This window comes from Pseudomonas sp. LBUM1640 (genome assembly GCF_059716225.1).
The window spans coordinates 3,117,524-3,138,936 of record NZ_CP166816.1 but is presented as its reverse complement, the minus strand read 5'-3'; the positions used below and the strand labels follow the sequence as shown (position 1 = coordinate 3,138,936).

The window sequence follows — 21,413 nt, the reverse complement described above, 5'->3', positions numbered from 1 at the left end:
GGTCGCCCATTTTCGTCTCCTGCAGAGGTTCATACCATGAATGCCCCAGTCATCCTGATCACCGGCGGAAGTCGCGGCGTAGGCGCAGCCACTGCGCGGCTGGCCGCTGAGCGCGGCTACGATGTAGCGATCAGCTTCGTGTCCGACGAAGCAGCAGCCCTCGCCGTGGCCAATGATGTAAAAGCCGCCGGGCGTCGCGCCCTGGCGATACGCGCCGACAGCGCAGACCCGGCGCACGTCGCCGCATTGTTCGCCGAGATTGACCGTGAGTTCGGGCGCATCGACGTACTGGTCAACAACGCCGCCATACTTGGGCGGCAATCGCGCCTGGAAGACCTCGACTTCGCAAGGATGCAACGTGTCTTCGCGGTCAACGCCATCGGCCCGATGCTGTGTTCGCAGCACGCCATCAAGCGCATGTCCCATCGCTACAACGGCCGTGGTGGCGCGGTGATCAACATCTCCTCAGGCGCGGCCCGCCTCGGCAGCCCGAACGAATACGTCGACTACGCCGCCTCAAAAGGCGCCCTGGAGTCCTTCACCATCGGCTTCGCCAAAGAAGTCGCACGGGACGGCATCCGCGTAAACTGCGTGCGCCCGGGGCACATCTACACCGACATGCACGCCAGTGGCGGAGAGCCGGGCCGGGTGGACCGGGTCAGGGACACAATCCCCATGGGCCGCGGCGGACAACCCGAAGAAGTGGCACGGGCAATATTGTGGCTGGCGAGCGATGAAGCTTCGTTTATTACCGGGACGTTTCTTGACGTGACTGGGGGCAAGTGAGAGGAAAGGATGCCGATGATCAAGATTCACCAAGCGACAAAAGCCGATATCGATGTGCTGCGTGAAATTGGATGCGAAACATACCGGGAGCATTTTTCGACGATTTGGTCGCCTGCCGGTATGCAGGCTTTTCTTGATCAAGACTTTTCAGTCGATGCGCTGAGCCAATCCATTGAAGCATCTGACCGGCATGTGTGGCTTATAGCCTCAGACAGTGACGGTAAAACGGTAGGGTTTGCCAAAGTTAACGGGTCAACACCCGCGCCTGTTAATGGGGCCGTGGGGACTGAACTGCAAAAAATCTACTTCCTCAAATCTGCCGCCGGGCACGGTTATGGGAAGCAACTGTTGCAGTTCATTCATGATCAGGCGGTGCAGCGTGGGCAAGATTTGCTGTGGCTGGACGTGCTCAAAACCAATTCAAATGCGCGGGGCTTTTATGAGGCGTTTGGCTTCAAGCAAATCGGTGAAATCCCGTTCAACACAGACCTGGCCGAAATCGGCATGATGGTGATGGGATTGGCGCTGAAGCAACCGCAGGCGGGGAAATAGATGGACGAATTGATACAAGGGCTCGACGGGCCGAGGACGGCTCAGCAGGAGCTGTTTTATGACCTTGAGGATGCAGCGGCGGTGATTGGGTGGTCGGTGGTTGAGCTGACAGCCATGGCCGCCGATGCCAGAACCCCTGCCGAGGCGGTAGCGCTGATGAAAATGTGTGCGTTGCTGGCAGCTCAGCAGGAAAAGATCGGCGGGTATGCGGGGGAAGTTAAAGAGCAACGCATCAGCAGGGCTGAGCAGGACCTGCGTTCATCGCACCCGCTCAATAAAGATAATGAATAGCCCCATGGTTATGAAACCAAAGCCATAAAACGCCTTGAACCATTTTTGCCAGGACTGCGGCACTGCCGGTCTAAAGAGAAAGCGTCACCTGCCGGAATATGCTCTTTCGCGGGTCAAGTAAATCACGACACCTGTCGCGACGAGCGCCAATCCAACGATCATGATCATGTGCGACCTCTCGAAGTAAACCTGACAGCGCAAAGACTTGGGCTCGCTGCTCATTGGATGAATAGAGCTTTTGCAATCGAGCGCAGACCACTGCTTTCAAGGGCTTGGCCAAATCTTTTCCGATACAGCACAAATTTTGAATGTGGTGGCGCCGCACAGTCTAGCTTCGGACATTTCCCACAGCCTGCCGAGGTTGAGCCATAGGAAGCTATTTGGCTAGGATTCGCCGTCGCAGTAAATCCTGTGGCCGGGTGTCGCAACCTGAAGTAATCTGAGGCGCGGTAGCGCCATAGCTCTGTAGCAGGCGCTTTTTTTGTGCCTGCTCACCGCATCTATGGTGGACCGTGTGAGGCGGGCTTTTGCCCGGCCGGTTTCCTCAGAGACTGGTTTGCGACCCTCGCACGGTCCACCACCCACCCGTGTCGCAACGGCGGTGGTGGCCTCTTAATTTTCTGAGGATAAAGAGGATGTTTTCTACACATCGAAACTACCGAGTTATTGAAGCAAAAATCAGTGCTGCGCAGTGGCATTCGGCTGTGAATGCACACTCAATTAATCGCACATTGGAATCTCACTCATGAAAACACGCACAGCTGATGAAGACCTTCCGACCAGTGTATTCAAAGTGAGGCCAGACTTGAGTTCAGAAGAAGCATTAGTGAATGCTTGTGAGCTTCTGATATCGGCGTCGGTAATGGCTAATGAACAAGCGATCACCGCGAGTGGTTCGCAGCGTTTCCAAACATTCGGATTGGCCCACTTGATTGAAAGTGCGCAGCTTCTAGTGAATGACGCGCTGGAGAAAACGAGCCCGATAAATCCCTGATTATCGGCTCAAATGTTGAGCAATACATCCCAAATGCTGGGAATACGTATTAAATTCCAGCCAATAAAAAACCCCGTAGACATTAATCTACGGGGCTTTTAAGAGTGGAGGCCGAGGTCGGAATCGAACCGGCGTAGGCGGATTTGCAATCCGCTGCATAACCATTTTGCTACTCGGCCTCAAACGATCAATGCCCTTACCACTGACATTCACCGCATAAAAACGTGAGTGGGCTATAGAACCCTGCCTCTACTCTAACTCATTGAATACAATGAAGTTTTAAATGCTTCGTTGCGTTCGATGGGCGCCATTATGTACGCATTTGCTTTTGCCTGCAACCCCTTGATTTCAAAAATATTTCGTATTGGCATCAAGGGGTTGCACGCCTGCCCTACTCCTTGATGAGCTGCTGCTGATACTGCGGGTCGGCCTTGATCTGGGCTTCGGTGAAGGGCAGCGGGCGCAGTTTTTTCTCGGAGAAGGCTTGGGTTTGGTCCTTTGCGTATTTCGATTGAGGGTTGCTGGATTCGGAGAATGCCAGTACACCAAGTGCTTGAGGGCCTTTGTCGTCGAAGGTGACGATTTGCAGGTAGCTGCTGCCGCTGACGACTTCGCGTTTGCCGTCGGCGCGGGGCACGGTTTGCATGGCGTTGTAGATGCCCAACTCTTGCGGCCCGCCGTGGATGGGAATTTGGCCCGAGACTTGGATGTCGCCCCAGCGGGTCAGGCCGAGTTTGGCGACGTCTGCTGTGGAAGCCAGCATGGCTTCGCGCAGGGCTTTGGCGACGGGTTCACGGTCGATGGCCAGGCCGCGTGGCGTGGTCAGGGGTTGCGCGGGGTCGAAGGCGATGCGCCAGGCGTCGGGGAGTTGCTGCAGGTGCTCGAACAGGTTGATGAAGTGCACCAGGCCGACGCCGCTGTCGAGGTTGGCGCGCTGGTCCCAGGCTTTCAGGCTGGCACACAGCGGTTGCAAGGCCGCAGCGTCGGCGCCGAGCTGTTTGGCGCAAAACGCCAACAAGTCGGGCATGACTTGGCCGGCGAGATAGACCTCGTTGTCCATGACCATGTTTTGCAGGTCGGCCACGCTGATCGGCTGTTTTTCCAGGGATTGCAGGCGTTGCACGGCGAAGCGCGCGCGTGGGCCGAGGCCGATGTGGTCTTGGCTGATCACTGGCGAGAAGCCGGTGAGCGGCGCCTTGGGGTTGGCCAGCCAGGCCGAGTCGTTGGAGTGTTGCACGTAGTCGGTGCGCTGCAGTTGCGGCAGTTGGTCGGCGGCGAAGATGCCGGGCTGTGCGGCACGTGGGTCTACATCCCAGGCGCAGGCGCTGTGGGCGCCATCGAGCATGATCATTTGCAGGCCGGCCCGTGGGTCGCTGCACTGCGCGAGTTTGGCCGCGCTGACGTTGGGCACCACCGACAGGTTCATGTACAGGCTCTGGCCCTGGTCGTCGGCGGCCACCGTGTTGACCCACGGGATGCCTTGCAGGGTGTGCACCGAGGTTTGCAGTGCCTTGACGCTGGTGGCGCGATTCATCGCGTACCACTGCTGTAATACGCGGTCATTGCCCAGGTTGGCGTCGCGCAGGCTGAAGGCGTAGTGGTTGTCCCAATCCAGCTTGCCGGGCCATTGCACCACGGGGCCGAATTGCGAGCTGTACACCGTATGCGGCTGGGCCTTGAGGCTGCCGTCGGCTTGCCTGACCTGCACCGTCACCGAGGTTTTCTGCAGGGCAATGGATTTGCCGTCGAGCAGGTAGCGCGTGGCGTCCTTGGGGTCGAGGGTCAAGCGGTACAGGGTGAAATGCTTGGAGGTGTCGACGGTGTGGGTCCAGGCCACATGCTGGTTGAAGCCGATATTGATCACCGGTAAGCCCGGCAATGCGGCGCCCATCACGTCGAGTTGGCCGGGAATGGTCAGGTGCATCTCATAAAAGCGCATGCCGCCGACCCATGGGAAATGCGGGTTGGCCAACAGCATGCCACGGCCATTAAACGAACGATCACGGCCTACCGCCACGGCGTTACTGCCACGGTCGAGGTTGAAGCGTTGCTGATTGGCAGCGGCCAACTCAAAGGCTTTCACGCTGGGTTGCACACTGGCAGTGGCTTGAGGCGGTGTGGCGCCGACCAACGCTTCGGCGAATTGGCCGACTCCGCCTTCCACCAGCAGCCTGCGCGTCAGCTTGACCAAATCCCCGGTCACAAGCGGCCGTACCCACGCTGCCTGACACTGCGCCGGCACGCCCTGCTCTTTCAGGTAACGGTTATAGCCTGCGACGTAACCTTCAATGCGCTGCTGGATCTGCGGGGTTTGTGCTTTCCAGAAGGCGGCAACCGCCTCGGGTGTATTCAGCCAAGTGAAAAACACGTCACTGGCGAGGTTGTTGCGCTCTTCCAGGGTCGCCTGTTCAGGGCCGAAAAACCTGGCGCGCTCGCCATTCACCGTGACCACTTCATTGGCCAGCAGGCACAGGTTGTCCTGGGCATACGCGTAGCCGATGCCATAGCCCAGGCCACGCTCGTCATTGGCGCGAATATGCGGCACGCCGTAGGTGGTGCGACGAATCTCCGCCGATGTCTGTGCCACTTGCTCACGCGCCGATGCGGCGAGACTCAAGCCCAGCAACACCCCGGCCACGCACACTTTGGACAACCCGTTGGACATAATCACGCCAGCTCCACTGTCAAATTGAACACCCTCACAAGGGGCAGTTACCCCTGCGTAAGGACGCAATCAACCGGGAATAATTTAGCCGTAGCGCGCGTTTATTTAGGACGCGCGCGCTGTGACAAATTCGATACCGACAAAATTTCTACATCCGGCACTTCATGATTTTGCTCGCTCGTTCGTCTTATTAGATAAGAGCGCCATCATTTTCCTGATCAGGCTCTGATAAGGAGTTTTTTGCATGTACAACTCGCAACTGCCCACGGACGGACCAACACCTGCCGCCGACGCCAATTTTGGCGGCGGCACCCGCGCGTTCGGCAAAGCGGCCGAACAGCAAGGCAACCAGCGTATTCGCCATTTGCTTAAGTGTTTCGGCTTGCGCACCAGCCTGATTCGGCTGAAGGTCATCGACGCCCTGCTCACCGCTGCCGACAACCAGCGCACCCTTGGCGTACGCGGCGTGCACAGCCATTTGCTGGAGCTGGGCATTCCGTTGTCGTTTCTCAGCGTGCGTGAGGTGCTCAAGCGCCTGTGCAGCGAGGGCGTGATCACCCTCAATGCCGATAAAAGCTACAGCCTCCACGAAGAGGCTGCCAAAGTGCTCGACGGCCGCGCCTGAGTCACACTCAGAAGTTAGGCTTGACCTTGCGACGCATGATGCCGTTGATCACCACCACGGTCACCGCCACGCCAATGGCGATGTACTGGAACGTTTTCTCGCTGATAACCCCGGTGTTCTGCAGGTAGGACAGGCCAAACATCGTCCCCAGCACCACAAGGGAAATCAGAATCGAATATTTCAAACGTTGCTTTTGGGTCATGACGGGTTCCTGAACCTGATAGATGTATCCACTTTGTATCGTCGAGCATGCCAAACACATACCCAGTGACGGGGATGGATGCGGGTCGACAGGGTCGTATGTTACAGGCGATGAAAAGCTTTGGCTTGTTCCACGCCAGATTGACCCTGTAAGTACCCTAGAGGATGTTGAAATGCTTCGTCGAATCACACTGCTGATTCCATTGCTGATCATGCTGAGCATGAGCGGCTGCTTCTTTTTCCCACACGGTGGCGGTGGCGGCTGGCACGACCACCGCTATGACGGCGGCCGAGGCTACGAGCACCGCTGACCGTGCTTTTGTCTCGCTTTCCAGGCCGGAAAGCGAGACACGTGGCGCCCTCCTCCGCCCTGCCCCATTGCGGGTGCAACCTGCGTAAAACCGAACTGCCCTGCCCCCATTGATTCCGCCGCCGTGGCAACGTCACGCGCAGACATTGTTTTCTTTGCTTACGCTTTACGAGCCTGTTCACCCGGAACGCTTGTCGCCGATTCGCACACCCAGTAGCGCGTTTTAGGCAGCATCACGCTGCTCTTTCTGCGCGCCAATGTGCATATCAGCCAGGTGAACAAAGATGATTTCGACCCGTAGTTCGCAGTCCACCGTCTACCTCCCTCCAGCCCTTGCTTCGGCAGATGTTGCGCAACCTCCCGCGCAAACCCATGCTGACCCAGCCCTTACAGTCTCGCTGCCAGACGGCCGTCAGGCGCTCAAAACCGCTATAGGGGACTGGCGTGACCTGCAAACCCTCGTACAGACGCTGAATACAGCCATCGCAACACTCCCAGAGGGCGCCGAGCCGGCACAGGTGGCTACAACCTTGAAATCGACCTGGATGCCCATCGACGCACAGTCTTCATTTCGCCAGGAGCAGCAACTGACACGCCCGACCGTCAGCCTTGAAACATTCATCAAGGACCTGGATGTTTTGATGCCTCTTTCGGTGGCGGACCTCAAAGAGTTGGCGCAGCAATTGACTGAAAACCCGGTAAGTCACCCACTGGGCAATTTAGCGGGCGCCTTGTCATGGTCACGGCCACTGAGCGTTGAGCAACAACGAGCAGTGGTCAAAGTCGTCACAGCTAACAGCGCGAGCCTGGAAGGTTTGCCCTTGCGAAATTCCGGCTGGAGCGCGCTGGATTATCTGGCCGACGCGGTATCGCTCTCGCCCGCCGACTGGCAAGACCCGGCTAAAGCCTTGGGAAAACTGCTCGACTCACCCAGGTCGCAGGCGTTGGGTGAAGCGATCCAAACCCAGCTCAATGGCATTGCCACGGACACCAGCGTCAACGATTACGTATTAGCCGCCATCCAGCTGGGGCTTGACCACGAATCCATTGACCAACCTTCCCGCAGCCGTATTGCAGGCTTCAATATGAATGCCCAAGCCTTCTGGAACCGACCGCCCGCGCTCGTTATCAGCCACCTGACAGAACAACTGATCGTCAGCGGCAAGGCGTCCATGCAAACGGCTGCGTTGGGCGCCCGCCTGCTGTTGGCACGGGCCGCTCCCCAGTTTCTGGTCAAGGACCTCCCCGCCAGCGTGACCATTGGCAGCATGGCGTGGGCGAACCTGTGCCTGGCCGTGGCGCGCATCGAAGCCCAGACCCCAGGCAAGACGGCGTTGATGAGTTTCGGTGAGGTCATGCTGGCTGCGCAAGACACTCCGCCCGCCAGCGAATTGGCACAAAAAACCGTGCTGATGGAATGGGCCGTTGCCAATCAGGTGCCCTATCAGACATTAGAAGGCTTGAAGGTCGTCGATGATGTCGAGAGCGCCCGCACAGCGTTCAACCAGCAGCAAAGTGATTTGAAAGCGGCCTCCAAACCGCTTGAAACGCCTATGCCCAATCGAAAAGCGATGGCATTGGCCTTGCTGGAAAAGAACTACGACAAAAACATCGACTTTGAAGCCAAAAGCCTGCGTATTCACAATGGCACCGGGGTCCCACACGCCCGCTTCCTTTATCGGTATTCGATGCTGGACGTCACCATGCAGGGGATGAAACTCGACGACACTTGGCGCACGCAGGACGACAACATTAACCTCGCGGCATTTATTCAACTCACCAACAGCCCTGCATACAATATTCCTACCGCCTTTGACGAGGCATTCAAGAATGTCACCACTGCCTACAAAGACATCAAACAGAAACTGATGATGAACGCCATTATCCAGCTGCCTTTTGAGGATCGATTCCAGTTCAACTTCGGCGACATCAAGTTCTTCAAGGAAAACTCTTACAGGATCTCAAGTGTTCCTTTTGTCGGTGAACGTCTGTTCCATTCGAGCACGACGATACTGATACAAACCGAGTACAACGCAAAAAAACAGTCATATTCTTACGACGCCGAAAAGGGCACCCTTAAAAAAATCCTGACCCATCCGACAGACCGCGAGCCCGAATATGTCTCCGACGAAGTCACCCGGATCGAGGAGTATACCCCCGACAAACCCGATCACCTGCGTGAGGAAAAGCCCCATTGGGCGCAAAACCCCAACACCTTCAGTAACAGCCGAATTCAGAACGTGGCAGCAGCGGTGGTCAAGGGGCTGGGGATTGATAGTGAAGCCGTCAAACGCTTGGCCCAAGGCAGAACAGCGGCAGAACAGCAAAGGGACACGCTCTCCTCGATAGGCGAGTTTTTGCTCGACCTTATCCCTCTCAGATCAGCCATCGTCAATTTCAAGAACGGCAACTATAAGGACGGCGCAACCGACCTGGTGTTTGATGTGTTCGGTCTACTCACCGCAGGTGTGGGTATGGTGGGGAAGTTGGCAAACGTGGCTGGCAAGGCCGGCACCGCCGTCTCTAAATTAGCCCACAGCGGCCGAATCATCGGGGCGAGTGCCTTCAGCGCATTCAACCCGCTCGGTGGCCTGGGTGACCTGACGGTAGGCGCCGGCAAGCTCGCCATACAAACCAAGGATTCCGTGGGTGCCGGCATTCAAAAACTGCGGGGCACAGCCACAGGCGCTGAGCTGGTCGAAGCGAGCAAACACTTTGACTCCGCCGCAACAGGCACTTTCAAAGCGGGCGAGCGCACCGTCGAGGCCAGTGCGGTCAAGCAGCATGGCCATTGGTATGCGTACGATGCACCGACACAGGCCGCTTATGGTACGCCAATCACTAATTTCAACCCGGTGCATACGTTGATGCCCCCCTCGCCTGTCACCCATTTCCAGCAGGGGCAAGTGAATGCTCACCGTAGCAACCGATTTAACCCCTATAAAAAAACCAGCCAACCGAAGACAGCAGCGGTCGTCACTAAAACCGACCACCTGGACGCCGTCACCGACGAATACGTAAGGCACATCAAGGGGGCCCCTACCGAAGCGCATTTCACGCCAAGCCGGCAGCAGGCGACAAAAGCACGTTTCGAACAGGAGATGAATGCCTCTTATAAAAAAATGGACCCGCTGAACCCAACGAATCGCCCCACGATGCCGGTAACAAAACCCTACGAAACAGTGCCCGATTTGATCGAAAAAGCCTTGGACAACTCGAATATCGTGGTATTTGGCGAGAACCACTCGAGCCTGGCCACCTTCCGCACGCTGGACGAGAACATTGCGTTGTTCAAGCGTAAGAACGTCAAGGTAATCGGTATTGAGGGCGTCGTTTATGACAATAAGGGGCTGCTCAAGGATGACGGAATGGGCCATACCGGCCTCGGCCTTAGAGCTAACGACCCGGATTTGAATTTGCAAACGCTGATCAAAAAATTCCAGGATAACGGCATCGAGGTCGTGCCACTCGACCACTTTTATCTAACGCGCCACCGGCATGACCGCAGTTTCTATACGGGCCAAAGCACCGCCGACCGAAACCTGCAGCGGCTCAAGGAATTCAACTACTACGCCGCGCGCGAGCTTGAACAGCACACACACAAGGGCAAAGTGATTGCCTTGGTGGGGCGCCAACACATCAACACCACTCAAGGTGTGACGGGCCTGGCGGAGGCAACCGGAGGCATCGGCATCGGCGTGTACGAACGAGCGGGTATGAAGGTGGGCTATGGCACACAATCGGTGGGCAATCGTCCTGACCCGATGGGCGCTATCGATGATGCAGTGGACATGGCGGGGGACCTGCAAATCTTTATGCCAGAGCGGCCCTGACGTAGCCTTGAGCAAGTGCCTGCGCAGCCGGCAGGCACGTGCTGACTCAATCAGCCCGCGTGCACCCAGCGCTGATGCAACCAGCGTGCAAACGCATCGAGGGCAAAGCCCAGCAGCCCGATCAACAGCACCATCGCCATCAACTCTGAATACGCCAGCCGGTCACGCGTGTCGAGGATGTAGTAGCCCAGCCCCGCACTGACCCCGAGCATTTCGCACGGCACCAGCACAATCCACACAATCCCGATGGCCAGTCGCACGCCGGTCAGCACATGCCCCACGACACCGGGAATAATCACCCGACGCAAGGTTTCCCAGCGTGTCGCACTCAGGCTCTTACTCAACTGCAACCAGCGCGGGTCCAGCTGACGCACGCCGGCGGCAGTGTTGAGCATGATCGGCCACACGGCGGCAAAGGCCAGCAGGAAGTAGATCGGCTGATCGCCCACACCCATCAACATCACCACGATGGGCATCCAGGACAGCGGTGAAATCATTCGCAAAAACTGGAAGGCCGGCGTCGTCGCCGCCTCAAGGTTGCGCGAACTGCCCACCAGCAACCCCAGCGGCACGCCCACCAGCAACGCCAGGAACAACCCGACGAAGATACGTTTCAGGCTCACCGCGATGTGCAGATACAGTTCGCCGCGCCCGAGTAATTCCCACAGGCTGCTGCAGGTCGCCGCCAGTGAGAAGCGCGCCGACAAGCCGTCGGCGTCGCCGAGTATCTTCACGCCCAGCCACCACACACACAGCAAACCCGCCAAGCCACTCAGCCCCAGCAACCAGCCCGGGATTCTGCCGGTTTTCAAACGCCAATCTCCTCGTGCCGTTCATAGCCATCCGGCAGGCCGAAGGTTTTCATACCGCCCACCGACTCGATTGCGTTGCGCACAAACCGGTCATCCACCAGGTCTTTGGCGACGAAGGTCGGGTCGAGGTCGGCGAGGAACTTCTTGTCGCCTTCGATCAACGTGTCCTTCAAGCGCCGTACCAGTTCTTCGGTGTAGCTGGGGAATGGGTAAGGCTGGAAGTCGATGCGGTGCTCGTCCCAATTGGCGTGCTGGATCGCGCCATCGGCCAGGTAAGCGGCGCGGTCGCCGGCAGCCGGGGCCAATACTTTGCTCAACACCGGCTCTGCATGTGGCGTGTAGCGGTTCGGGCCGTCCTTGGACAACAGCTTCACCGCCTCTTCGCGGTTGTCGCGCGTCCACACCTGCGCCTTGACGATGGCATTCACCACCTTTTGCGACCATTGCGGGCGATTGGTCAGGTCGTGCTCGTGCATAAACACCACGCAGCACGCGTGGTTGCGCCACACGTCGCCGGTAAAGCGCTGCACGCGACCGACCTTGAGGTTTTCCGCCAGGGCGTTGAACGGCTCGGCGACGATGTAGCCGTCGATACGGCTGCTGGCCAAGGCCGGGGGCATGTCGGAGGGCGGCAACACGATCAGGTTGACTTCATTGGCGGCAATGGCAGAGCCGGCAGCGCGTGCCACGGGTGTCAGGCCGTTATCGCGAAACAGTTGCTGCACCACCACGTTGTGGATCGAGTACCAGAACGGAATCGCCACCGATTTGCCGCCCAGTTGTTTCACATCAGTAATGCCTGGCGAGACCGTCAAGCCTGAGCCGCCGACGTGGTTCCAGGCCACCACTTTGGCTGGCACTTGGCTGCCATAGCGCGCCCACACCGTCATCGGCGACAACAGGTGAATCACGTTGACCTGCCCGGAAATAAACGCCTCGATCACCTGCGCCCAACTGCGTAACAGCACCGGGCGCTCGGCCTTGATGCCTTCGGCTTCGAACAGGCCATTGTTATGCGCAACCAACAGCGGCGTGGCGTCGGTGATCGGCAAGTAGCCGATGCGTACCGGCGCGTCCGGCTCGCTGGCGGCGCGGGCTTGCAAGCTGCTCAGCAGCGGTAAGGCACCGGCGGCGCTGAGCACCGCCGAGAGTTTGAGAAAGTCGCGGCGCGAGTGGGTCAGGTCATCCAGACACATAGCTGGGCTCCAGTTGTTCAAGAGGGTTGGGTTGAGGGCGGCTCGCCTGCCGTAAGGTTTTCAAGATGTCGATACGCAGCGCGCCGATAGCCTCTACCTGCTCTTCGCGCGGTTGCGCCAGGTCGATGTGCCATTCGCCCAGCGTGCGTGCCGGGCGGTTGCCCAGCAGCAGGATACGGTCGGACAGCAGCAGCGCTTCATCAATATCGTGAGTAATCAATACCGCCGCCGAGCCTTGCTCGCGGTTGACCTTGAGCAGCAGGTGCTGCATGTCGGTGCGGGTGACTTCATCCAATGCGCCGAACGGCTCATCCAGCAATAACACTTGCGGCTGCCGCGCCAGGCAGCGGGCCAACGCCGTGCGCTGCGCCATCCCGCCGGACAACTGCGCCGGGAACTGCTGACGCGCATGTTCCAGCCCCACCGCGGCGATGGCGTGGTCAACACGGCGGCGCCGTTCTTCAGGGCTCAAATGCGGTTGGCGGGCAAAATCCAAACCAAAGGCAACGTTTTTTTCCAGGTTCAGCCAGGGCAACAGGCTGGGGTCTTGAAAGGCCACCGCCACGCGTGGATGCGGGCCGTCCAGCGGCTCGCCCAGCACCTGCACGCCACCGCCCTGGGGCGTCTGCAAACCGGCGAGCACGCGCAACAGGCTGGACTTGCCGACGCCGCTGGGACCAAGGATCGACACCACTTCACCCGCCTGCAAGTGCAAGTCAAACCCTTGCAGCACCGGGCCACTGGCATACCCCAGGCAAATCCCCTGGGCACTCAATACCGCCTGGCTCATAGCGCAGCCTGGCGTTGCAGCTCGGTGCGCAGTTGCACCAGGCTCGGCGTGACGATGGGCACGAAGGCCGACTCGCGCCAGCGCCGTGCAAAACCGCTGCCGTGGGCAGTGAGGTAAGCCTTGCCGCCGCTGGCCTGAAGCTCAAGCTGCACGGCACTCGCAGCGGTTTCCGCCAGGGCGATACGCAGCTTGAACAAGGGCACTGGCTCGGCGGTAAATCGCCCTGCCAGCAGGCCTTTTTTCAGGTCGTCTACCAAATGGTCCAGGGTCACGCGCAGCGCTTCCAACTCATCGCGCAACACCGTGCGGCTCGACCCCAAATGGTTGGCCACTTCCGCCAGCGAACGCCGGGCCAGGCCGATCGACATACCGCATTGCAAGCCCAGAAACGCCGGGCGTACCGCCGGGAGGAACTTGCGCGCATCCTCATGCAACAACCAGTCACGGCTCAGCTCAACGCCTTCCAAACCAAGGGCTGCCGTGTTGCTTGATTGCAACCCCAGCAGTTCCAGGTCGCGCGAGCGCTGCAAGCCCGCCACCGAATCCGGAATCGCCAGGATAAACGGCGCGCCGCCCCCGGCATGCTCGATGGCCGCCGCGGCCACAAAGCCGTTCTTGCGCAGGTTGGTCACCCAATGCAGACGACCGTTGAGGGTCCAGCCGTCCTCGGTCGGCTCGGCGCTGATTTGCAGGGTCTCGATGCCTGACAAAAACTTCATCGCGTTCGACAGCCCGGTGGCCCCGGCCAGTTTGCCGCTGAGCAAGTCCGGCAACAGTTGCTCGCGCAGCCGCTCATTGGGGCTCTGCAACAAATACTCGATAAAAGACCGCTGGCCCCAGCACACAAACGCCGCCGCCAGGGAATGGCTGGCAACATTGGCGATGGCCTCCACCGCACCGGTCACATCGCCGCCCAGGCCGCCGAGGGCTTTTGGCACGCCGATACGTAATACATTGGCTTCTGCCAGCCGTGGCAGCACTTCCTGTGGATCGCAACTGCCCACGTCCAGGGCCTGCGCTTGAACGTCGAGCCAACGGCTCAAGATTGGGTCAAGCATTCGTTTCTCCTTATTACAGCAGGTAGACCATCGCCCATTCAGCTTGCCGGTTTTTCCCAACGGTATTGCGTCAGCTCCGGGTTCAGCGGCGTACGGGCAAACACGTTAGCGAAGTTGCACAGGGTTGCCAGGCTTACGCCCAAAATAACTTCCAGGGCCTGGCCTTCGGAATAGCCGGCAGCACGGAACGCCTCGAAACCTGCGTCGCTGACGTCACCGCGTGTGGCGATCACTTCACGGGTGAAGGCGGCGAGTGTCTCATAGCGGGCATTGGGCAATTCACCTTGCTGGCGCAGCGCATCAATCACCGCCTCCGGCAGCTTGGCCTTGTGGCGCGCGACGGCGGTGTGGCCGGCCACGCAGAAGTCGCAGCCGTGGGTAGTGGCGGCAATCAATTGCACCACTTCGCGGTCGGCCAGGCTCAGCTCAGCCTTGGCGTTGAGGCCGGAGACGGTGATATAGGTTTCCAGAGCTGCCGGTGCGTTGGCCAATACGGCGAGCAGATTCGGAATGAAGCCCGAGCCTTTCAGGGCGTTTTCCAGGAAGGGTTTGGCAGCTTCTGGTGCGGTTTCCGGCGTCAACAACGGTACACGGGACATGGAGTGGTCTCCTGATGGGTTCGTGTACCCAGTCTGTTGGTTATAAAAAATCGTCTCAATAGGCTAAAGTAGCGATTACTTGCTCTAGAGTCTTTCGCTTAGATGAATTCGTCCAGTGCACTTGTCGATTGGTTATTAGACAGCCTCGAACTCAACACCAGTTTGTTCCACGTGGGGCGTTACTGCGGCGATTGGCACGCGAGCACCCATGGCCTGGCCAGGGCGAGTTTCCACCTGATCGTGCAAGGCCAGTGCTGGCTGCATATCGACGGTGAACCTGGCCCGCACCACTTGAACAATGGCGACGCGGTATTTCTACTGCGCGACTTGGTTTATCAGCTGTCTGGCGAAGCGACGGCGGCCGCCGCGCAGGAATGCCCGCGCCGCCCGATGCTACCGCTGGACAGCGCCGCCAATGATGGCGTGGGCCTGGTCTGCGGCTTTTTTCACTTCCATTCCGGCTTATCGGCGCTGATCGTCGACACCCTGCCCGCCTGGATCATCCTGCGTGCCGGCGACCCTTCGCTGACCGCCGCGCGCAACCTGTTCGAGTTGATCCTGCAAGAGTGCGAACGCACCCCGGCGCCTTCTTCCGCGCTGCTCGAACGCCTTTGCCACCTGTTGTTTCTGTACGTGCTGCGCCAGCAAGTACTCGACAACACCGAACTTGGCGGCCTCGCTGCCCTGGGCCGGCAGCCGGCGTTCGCCAAGCTGTTGGAACAACTGATCGCTCGCCCCGCCGATGCCTGGACGTTGGAAAGCATGGCGGCCTGCACCGGGCTGTCGCGCTCGGCGTTTTTCAAACGGTTTAACGAGCTGTGTGGCCAATCACCCGGGCAGGTGCTGCTGATGATGCGCATGCGCCATGCGTGTCGGCTGTTCAAGGAAGACCAGACGGTGGCGGATGTGGCGCTGGCAGTCGGTTACCAATCGGTGGCGGCGTTTACCCGGGCGTTTCACAAGGTCACCGGGCAGCAGCCCGGCGCCTACCGCAAGGCTCAGGCCTAGCGTCGCAAACCCTGCCAGGGCAGGCGCGCGGTAAACCGTTACGCCAACGTTACAAATTCGACCGCAGCCCTCAAGGGAAGGGAATCTACTGCAGCGCCGACACGCCGATAGCGGATGTACGTGCCGGCTGAAAGAGCAAGGAACTGTCTTGTTCGCGGGGCCCACACAATGGTCCCTACCTGACAGACAACGGAACACCGGACGATGACCCCAACTCGGCCTAGCTACGCCGCGCAGCCCGACAACCGCCTGCACAAGCGCGACACAACGGAGCCGGCGCCCCACGTGTCGATTTACACCGTCCCCAGCTTTTCCGCACCCGGCACAGGACGCACTCGAACCCACAGCGAGAGCGTGCACAACGACGGTTACGTAAAAATCACGCAGGAGGCCAAGTGGGATCTGTCAGTTCGCCCGCCCAAGATTGAGCGCATCACCCTGGTGGTGGAAACCGGTAGTGCTGCCGACACGGTTCATGTCAGCAAACACCCCGACGGCAGTCTGCAAATTCAGATCAATGGCAGGTCGTACGCGTTTGACGCCAAGGGCAAAAACGGCGAGCCCCTCGAGCTGCATATCAAGACTCACGCCGGGAATGACCTTGTCTCCATCAGCCCAAGCGTCAGCAACTCTGTCACTGTCGAAGGGGGTGATGGGCATGACACCCTCATTGCCGGTGCAGGTATTACCAGGCTGCTGGGCGGTGCAGGCGACGACAAGCTTTGGCTGGGCGCGGGCACCGGTTACGCCGAAGGCAATGACGGCAATGATTTGATCGTTGGCGGAACGGGCAATGCGGTCATCTACGGCAACAACGGTGATGATCGCCTCTATGCCGGCAGAGGTTGCGCCAGCAAACAAAGCTATGTAGACGGCGGAAATGGCAACGACCAGCTGTATGCCGGCAACGGGCATACGATCCTTCACGGCGGTATGGGAAACGATCATTTGCTGGGGCACGACCGCACCACGTTCTACACCGGCAAAGGTCAGGACCAGATCTGGCACAACCGGCGCGGTGATCTTATTTACGCCCAAGCTGGCGATACCTACGAGCGTTCCCAAGGCTCTATGTTTACCGAGGTCAAGGGCAGCGTCGCCGGCAATGGCGGCTTCAAGGTCAATGGTCGCGCCGAATTCATACAACGGGTAACCGACGATTTCGAGTTCCTGCGCAGCTCGCCCACTGGGCAAAAGATACTGGCGGACATGGACAAAGAAGCCCTGAAAGCCGGGGGCCACGTCCAGATTCAGGAATCCACCGAGGGCAGCCATTATCGGTTTCGCAGCCGTGAACTGAGCAGCGCGCAACGTGCAGGTAAACGCACCCTAGCGCCTGAAGACTCCAGAAATGGGATGGTCACTCACAACACGCCCGGCTCACGCGCCGATGCAGGGTTGCTGGGTTACGACCCAAAGGTTGTGGGCGACCCAAGAGGCCTGCTGTTCATCCCGCCGGTGGTAGGCCTGGTGCATGAAATCGGGCATGCCTACAACGGTGCGACGGGTACAACCCTACCCGGCAAAACCTGGGACCGTTCGGCGTACGACCGCAACTTCTCAGGTTTTGTCAGGAACCTTGAACTCCAGGTCGTCGGCCTGCCCAGTACCGCACAGCCTTTTGACTTCGATAACGCCGCCGCTACCCCACCCACCACGACCAACCCCGAGCACTTCACGGAAAATGGCATGCACCGTGAAATGGGCAGGCCTTTGCGTAACAGCTACCTTGTCTGACCTATGGGCCGCACTCAGGCCTGGCGTTGCAACCCCGTGCCGGGTCGGGCACACAGCTCAACCAACCAATCCACAAATACCCGCACCCGCTGCGACAATTGGCGGTGCGGCGGGTATAGCGCGGTCAGCGCCATGGCGGGCACCGGCAGCTGTGGCAGCACGTGCACCAGCGTGCCCTTGGCCAGTTGCTGCATGGCGTGATAGTGCGGCGCCTGGATCAGCCCGTAGCCGGCTTCGCAGGCGGCGAAATACGCATCGGAACTGTTCACCGCGACGACCTTCGGCAAGTTGACCGCGCGTAACTCGGGGCCAATCTGGAACTCCAGGCCAAAACGTTTGCCGCTGGCGCTGGAGAGGTACTCGACCATCTGGTGACCTGCCAGATCGTCCAGGCTCGCGGGCACACCCATGCGCGCAAGGTACGCGGGGCTGGCCAACGTCAGTTGATCCATCACGGCCAGCGGCCGCGCCACCAGCGATTCGTCCAGGGCCAGGCCACCGCGCAGCACGCAGTCCACGCCTTCGCGGATCAAGTCCACGGGGCGGTCGTTAAGGCCGATTTCCAGCTCGATCAGCGGGTAGCGTGCGGTAAAGCTTGGCAACGCGGGAATCACGATCAACCGGCCAATGCCCGAGGGCATATCGATGCTTAACGTGCCGCGAGGGTTTTGGCGACTCACGGAAAACACCGCCTCGGTTTCTTCCAGGTCCGTCAATAACTGCACACAACGCTGGTAGTAGGCAGCGCCGTCCAGGGTCGGGCTGACCTGGCGCGTAGTCCGTTGCAACAGCTGCACGCCCAAGTGTGCTTCCAGCTGTTTGATCAGGACAGTCACCGATGCTCGGGGCAGTTGCAGGCTATCGGCCGCTTTGGCAAACCCGCCCAACTCAACAATCCGTGTGAACACGCGCATCGCGTTGAATCGGTCCACGTGACGACTCCTTCAGCCACTGTTTAGAAATTACGAATAGTGATAGTGCTTTTAGCCGGTTTATCTGAGTTTTGTCGAGGATAACAATAGCGACCTTCCCAACCCAGGCGCTAAACCTATGCACACTCGTCAACTCGGCAAGAACGGCCCTCACGTCTCCACCATCGGCCTCGGCTGCATGGGCATGACCGATTTCTACACCACCGGCACCGATACCCAGGAAGCCATCGCGACCCTGCACCGCGCGCTGGAGTTGGGCGTGACGCTGCTCGACACCGCCGACATGTACGGCCCCCACACCAATGAAGCACTGATCGGCAAAGCCATCGCCGGCAAGCGTGACCAGGTGTTCCTGGCCAGCAAATTCGGGTTTGTGCGCGACCCGGCGAACCCGACGGTGCGCGGCGTGAATGGCCGCCCTGAATACATCCGCGAGGCCATTGACGGCACCCTGAAACGCCTGGGCGTCGAAACCCTGGACCTCTACTACCAGCACCGTGTCGACCCCGAAGTGGCCATCGAAGAGACCGTCGGCGCCATGGCCGAGCTGGTCAAGCAAGGCAAGGTGCGTTACCTGGGCTTGAGCGAAGCGTCCGCCGCCAGCCTGGAACGTGCGCACAAGGTGCATCCGATCAGTGCCCTGCAAAGCGAATATTCGCTATGGAGCCGCGACCAGGAAGACAACGGTTGCCTGGCAGCCTGCCAACGCCTTGGCATCGCCTTTGTGCCCTACAGCCCATTGGGGCGCGGCTTTCTCACCGGCGCGCTGAAAAGCCCGGATGACTTCGCCGCCGACGACTACCGCCGCTCCAGCCCGCGCTTCCAAGGCGAAAACTTTGCTAAAAACCTGCGGTTGGTGGATCAGGTCAAGGCGCTGGCCGCTGAAAAAAGCATCACTGCCGGGCAATTGGCATTGGCCTGGGTACTCGCACAAGGCGATTACCTGATCCCGATTCCCGGGACCAAGCAGCGCAAGTACCTGGAAGAAAACGTGGCGGCAGTCGATATCACGCTCAGCCCTGCCGAATTGGCCGCCCTGGCATCGATCTTCCCGGCGGGCGCTACGGCGGGTGCGCGCTACCCCGAAGCCTCGATGGGGTTGGTGAACCAATAGCAACCGTGGGCGGAACATGCTGTGCGGCGCTGACAGCGTTTGCCTGCGGGTTCACACGGCAACGGTGCAGCGCCTGCACGACATATTTCGCAGAAAGATCCCGCGCAGTCAGCTGGAACGGTTTCGGCAGCAGCTCCACGTAATGGGTAGCCCTGATAAGCAATCAGGCCTATAACAATTCAATGTGAAGGATTCACAAATGCTGCTTCCCCTGGCTTATTCGGCCGCCCCTCCCAAACCTCCCACTGCCCCTGCCCCGTTCGTCAAGCCTCAGCCGTCGCCCTACGACCCACCCGCCGACTTGACGCCCGGCCCCGTTAACCGCAGGACGCACCCAGTGCTGGTCGACGGGGATATCAAAATCAGCCGACTCATAGACTGGGATACGTCGGACCCTAAAAACCCGCAGATTGTGCAGAATTGGCTTCTGGTGGAAACCGGTGACCACTCCGACCATATCCATGTACGCAGTTGGCCGGGCAACCGGCTGAAAATTTTAATCAACGGCACCTCGCATCTACTCGACATCAACGAAAAGCCTGACCTGGAACAGAGCCTCTGGATCAAAGCCAAGGGCGGCGATGACACGGTCATTATCGACGCTGATGTCACACTGCGTGTCGACATTGAAGGCGGCGATGGCGCCGACTACCTCCAGGCGGGAGGCGGCAGGAGCAGGCTCTTTGGAGGGCGCGGCAGCGACTTCCTGCGACTGGGCAGCGGCCTGGGTTACGCCGAAGGCAATGAAGACGACGATGCGATCATCGGTGGCACAGGCTCTGTCGTGATGTACGGCAACCAAGGTGATGACCGGCTTTATGCCGGGTCAGGCCCCGCGACCAAACAGAGTTACCTGGACGGTGGCGATGGCCGGGATTTTCTTCATGCAGGTAGCGGGCACAGCGTTCTGCATGGTGGCAACGACGATGATCGTTTGGCCGGGTATGACCGCACGACCTTCTACACGGGCAAAGGCCGCGACCAGATCTGGAATAATCAGCGCGAAGATCGCATTTACGCCGACGCCAATGACCGGTACGACAAAACCCAAGGTTCGGCGTTCACCGAGGTGAAACCGAGCAACGTCGGGGAACAGGGTTTCACCGTGCAGGGAGACGCACGGTTCCAGCAACGCGTAACCGACGACTTTGAATTTTTGCGCAGTTCGCCCTTAGGCCAGCTGGCCCTGGCGAAAATGGATGAACTCGCAGGAGTGAATGGCGGCAAGGTAACGATCACGCCGGCGCCCCCCGGCGTTAACGCCTACGAGTTTGTGAGCACCGCACTGGACACAATGACACCTGAGGCAAAAAATAAGGCTACCGCCACCGACTATGGCACCATCACCGACGGCGCCCCTGGCGCCCGTGCGGATCGCGGCTCAATTTTCTATGACGCCCAGTCGATCCTCGAAAGTGCCGACCAAACCAACACGACCGTCCCTGTCACTGCCCTCTTTCATGAGATTGCCCATGCCTACAATGGCGCCACCGGCACATTCCTGGCCGGTCAGAGCAGCGAGCAACTGGAGTCCGGGGAATCGGAACCGGTCAATAATGATGAGCTCCAAGCCGTCGGCCTACCCAACAGCGCTAAACCGTTTGACTTGGATCTCGACCCCCTGACGCCGCCCGGCACGTTCAATCCAAAACAGTTCACCGAGAACGCCCTGAACGCAGAGATGGACAAGCCCTTGAGGAAACTCTACGCGTTTGAGACCAGCGATCAGGGTAACGGCACCTGATACCCCGCGCTGCGCATTGGTCGCCAGTGAAATGGCCAGGCCTGAACGCAGGCGCTAAATGATCTGGAGGCTGCACCGGCGACCTGGCAGGTCGCCGGTGCAGGCGCGCCATGAAATGCCTGGTCGAAAACCCTTCGCCGTCCACAGGAACCCTTTTGATTGGATT

Annotated in this window: 19 protein-coding genes and 1 tRNA gene; 11 read left to right on the top strand and 9 right to left on the bottom strand. The window is 59.4% G+C overall.

Features of this window, described 5'->3' with window-relative positions; translation table 11 throughout:
• The first annotated feature begins 36 nt into the window (after positions 1 to 36).
• From ACA065_RS14170 to ACA065_RS14155, 4 genes are all read left to right on the top strand, one after another.
• Positions 37 to 786 (top strand): glucose 1-dehydrogenase, encoded by a 750-nt coding sequence (locus tag ACA065_RS14170; protein WP_497695047.1) that lies wholly within the window; start codon positions 37 to 39, stop codon positions 784 to 786.
• A 15-nt stretch (positions 787 to 801) separates the two neighbouring features.
• Positions 802 to 1,338: a GNAT family N-acetyltransferase gene (locus ACA065_RS14165; RefSeq protein WP_497695046.1), complete on the top strand. Its 537-nt coding sequence runs from the start codon at positions 802 to 804 to the stop codon at positions 1,336 to 1,338.
• Complete coding sequence (locus ACA065_RS14160; RefSeq protein ID WP_497695045.1) at positions 1,339 to 1,629, top strand: hypothetical protein; 291 nt, start codon at positions 1,339 to 1,341, stop codon at positions 1,627 to 1,629. It abuts the gene before it with no gap.
• Positions 1,630 to 2,374: 745 nt separating this feature from the next.
• Complete coding sequence (locus ACA065_RS14155) at positions 2,375 to 2,623, top strand: DUF6124 family protein (protein WP_159956263.1); 249 nt, start codon at positions 2,375 to 2,377, stop codon at positions 2,621 to 2,623.
• 105 nt (positions 2,624 to 2,728) lie between these two features.
• On the opposite strand, the gene ACA065_RS14150 is transcribed toward ACA065_RS14155, so the two are convergent.
• A tRNA-Cys gene (locus tag ACA065_RS14150) sits at positions 2,729 to 2,802 on the bottom strand.
• A gap of 212 nt (positions 2,803 to 3,014) precedes the next feature.
• Positions 3,015 to 5,294, bottom strand: a complete 2,280-nt coding sequence (pvdQ, locus tag ACA065_RS14145) for a bifunctional acylase PvdQ (RefSeq protein WP_497695044.1) — start codon at positions 5,292 to 5,294, stop codon at positions 3,015 to 3,017.
• A 238-nt stretch (positions 5,295 to 5,532) separates the two neighbouring features.
• On the opposite strand from pvdQ, the gene ACA065_RS14140 reads away from it, so the two are divergent.
• Positions 5,533 to 5,913, top strand: a complete 381-nt coding sequence (locus ACA065_RS14140) for a fe2+ zn2+ uptake regulation protein (RefSeq protein WP_497695043.1) — start codon at positions 5,533 to 5,535, stop codon at positions 5,911 to 5,913.
• A 7-nt stretch (positions 5,914 to 5,920) separates the two neighbouring features.
• Here ACA065_RS14140 and ACA065_RS14135 read toward each other — a convergent pair whose 3' ends face one another.
• Complete coding sequence (locus ACA065_RS14135; protein WP_192300440.1) at positions 5,921 to 6,115, bottom strand: hypothetical protein; 195 nt, start codon at positions 6,113 to 6,115, stop codon at positions 5,921 to 5,923.
• A gap of 172 nt (positions 6,116 to 6,287) precedes the next feature.
• Here ACA065_RS14135 and ACA065_RS14130 point away from each other — a divergent pair, with 172 nt between their 5' ends.
• Together ACA065_RS14130 and ACA065_RS14125 are read left to right on the top strand one after the other, a co-directional pair.
• Positions 6,288 to 6,425, top strand: a complete 138-nt coding sequence (locus ACA065_RS14130; RefSeq protein WP_165447632.1) for a hypothetical protein — start codon at positions 6,288 to 6,290, stop codon at positions 6,423 to 6,425.
• Between the two features lie 283 nt (positions 6,426 to 6,708).
• Positions 6,709 to 10,257 (top strand): membrane-targeted effector domain-containing toxin, encoded by a 3,549-nt coding sequence (locus ACA065_RS14125; protein ID WP_497695042.1) that lies wholly within the window; start codon positions 6,709 to 6,711, stop codon positions 10,255 to 10,257.
• Positions 10,258 to 10,307: 50 nt separating this feature from the next.
• On the opposite strand, the gene ACA065_RS14120 is transcribed toward ACA065_RS14125, so the two are convergent.
• Genes ACA065_RS14120 through ACA065_RS14100 form a run of 5 tightly spaced genes read right to left on the bottom strand, consistent with a single transcriptional unit; the run spans position 10,308 to position 14,712 of the window.
• Positions 10,308 to 11,054, bottom strand: a complete 747-nt coding sequence (locus tag ACA065_RS14120) for an ABC transporter permease (protein WP_497695349.1) — start codon at positions 11,052 to 11,054, stop codon at positions 10,308 to 10,310.
• Between the two features lie 11 nt (positions 11,055 to 11,065).
• On the bottom strand, positions 11,066 to 12,265 hold the full coding sequence (locus tag ACA065_RS14115) for an ABC transporter substrate-binding protein (RefSeq protein ID WP_497695041.1): 1,200 nt from the start codon (positions 12,263 to 12,265) through the stop codon (positions 11,066 to 11,068).
• On the bottom strand, positions 12,252 to 13,055 hold the full coding sequence (locus ACA065_RS14110; protein ID WP_497695040.1) for an ABC transporter ATP-binding protein: 804 nt from the start codon (positions 13,053 to 13,055) through the stop codon (positions 12,252 to 12,254). The genes ACA065_RS14115 and ACA065_RS14110 overlap by 14 nt, the downstream gene beginning before the upstream one ends.
• Positions 13,052 to 14,113: an acyl-CoA dehydrogenase family protein gene (locus ACA065_RS14105; protein ID WP_497695039.1), complete on the bottom strand. Its 1,062-nt coding sequence runs from the start codon at positions 14,111 to 14,113 to the stop codon at positions 13,052 to 13,054. The genes ACA065_RS14110 and ACA065_RS14105 overlap by 4 nt, the downstream gene beginning before the upstream one ends.
• 38 nt (positions 14,114 to 14,151) lie before the next feature.
• Positions 14,152 to 14,712, bottom strand: a complete 561-nt coding sequence (locus ACA065_RS14100) for a carboxymuconolactone decarboxylase family protein (protein WP_497695038.1) — start codon at positions 14,710 to 14,712, stop codon at positions 14,152 to 14,154.
• Between the two features lie 102 nt (positions 14,713 to 14,814).
• On the opposite strand from ACA065_RS14100, the gene ACA065_RS14095 reads away from it, so the two are divergent.
• Positions 14,815 to 15,720, top strand: a complete 906-nt coding sequence (locus tag ACA065_RS14095) for an AraC family transcriptional regulator (protein WP_497695037.1) — start codon at positions 14,815 to 14,817, stop codon at positions 15,718 to 15,720.
• 204 nt (positions 15,721 to 15,924) lie between these two features.
• The gene (locus ACA065_RS14090; protein WP_497695036.1) at positions 15,925 to 17,457 is read left to right on the top strand and encodes a M91 family zinc metallopeptidase; all 1,533 of its coding nucleotides are present in this window, start codon (positions 15,925 to 15,927) and stop codon (positions 17,455 to 17,457) included.
• A gap of 14 nt (positions 17,458 to 17,471) precedes the next feature.
• On the opposite strand, the gene ACA065_RS14085 is transcribed toward ACA065_RS14090, so the two are convergent.
• Positions 17,472 to 18,389 carry a LysR family transcriptional regulator gene (locus ACA065_RS14085; protein ID WP_497695035.1) on the bottom strand — a complete coding sequence of 306 codons (918 nt, stop codon included), beginning with the start codon at positions 18,387 to 18,389 and terminating at the stop codon, positions 17,472 to 17,474.
• 118 nt (positions 18,390 to 18,507) lie between these two features.
• Between ACA065_RS14085 and ACA065_RS14080 the strand changes: the two genes are divergently transcribed.
• The gene (locus ACA065_RS14080) at positions 18,508 to 19,503 is read left to right on the top strand and encodes an aldo/keto reductase (protein WP_497695034.1); all 996 of its coding nucleotides are present in this window, start codon (positions 18,508 to 18,510) and stop codon (positions 19,501 to 19,503) included.
• Between the two features lie 199 nt (positions 19,504 to 19,702).
• Positions 19,703 to 21,247, top strand: coding sequence for a M91 family zinc metallopeptidase (locus ACA065_RS14075; protein WP_497695033.1), 1,545 nt, complete (start codon positions 19,703 to 19,705; stop codon positions 21,245 to 21,247).
• Positions 21,248 to 21,413 lie beyond the last annotated feature (166 nt).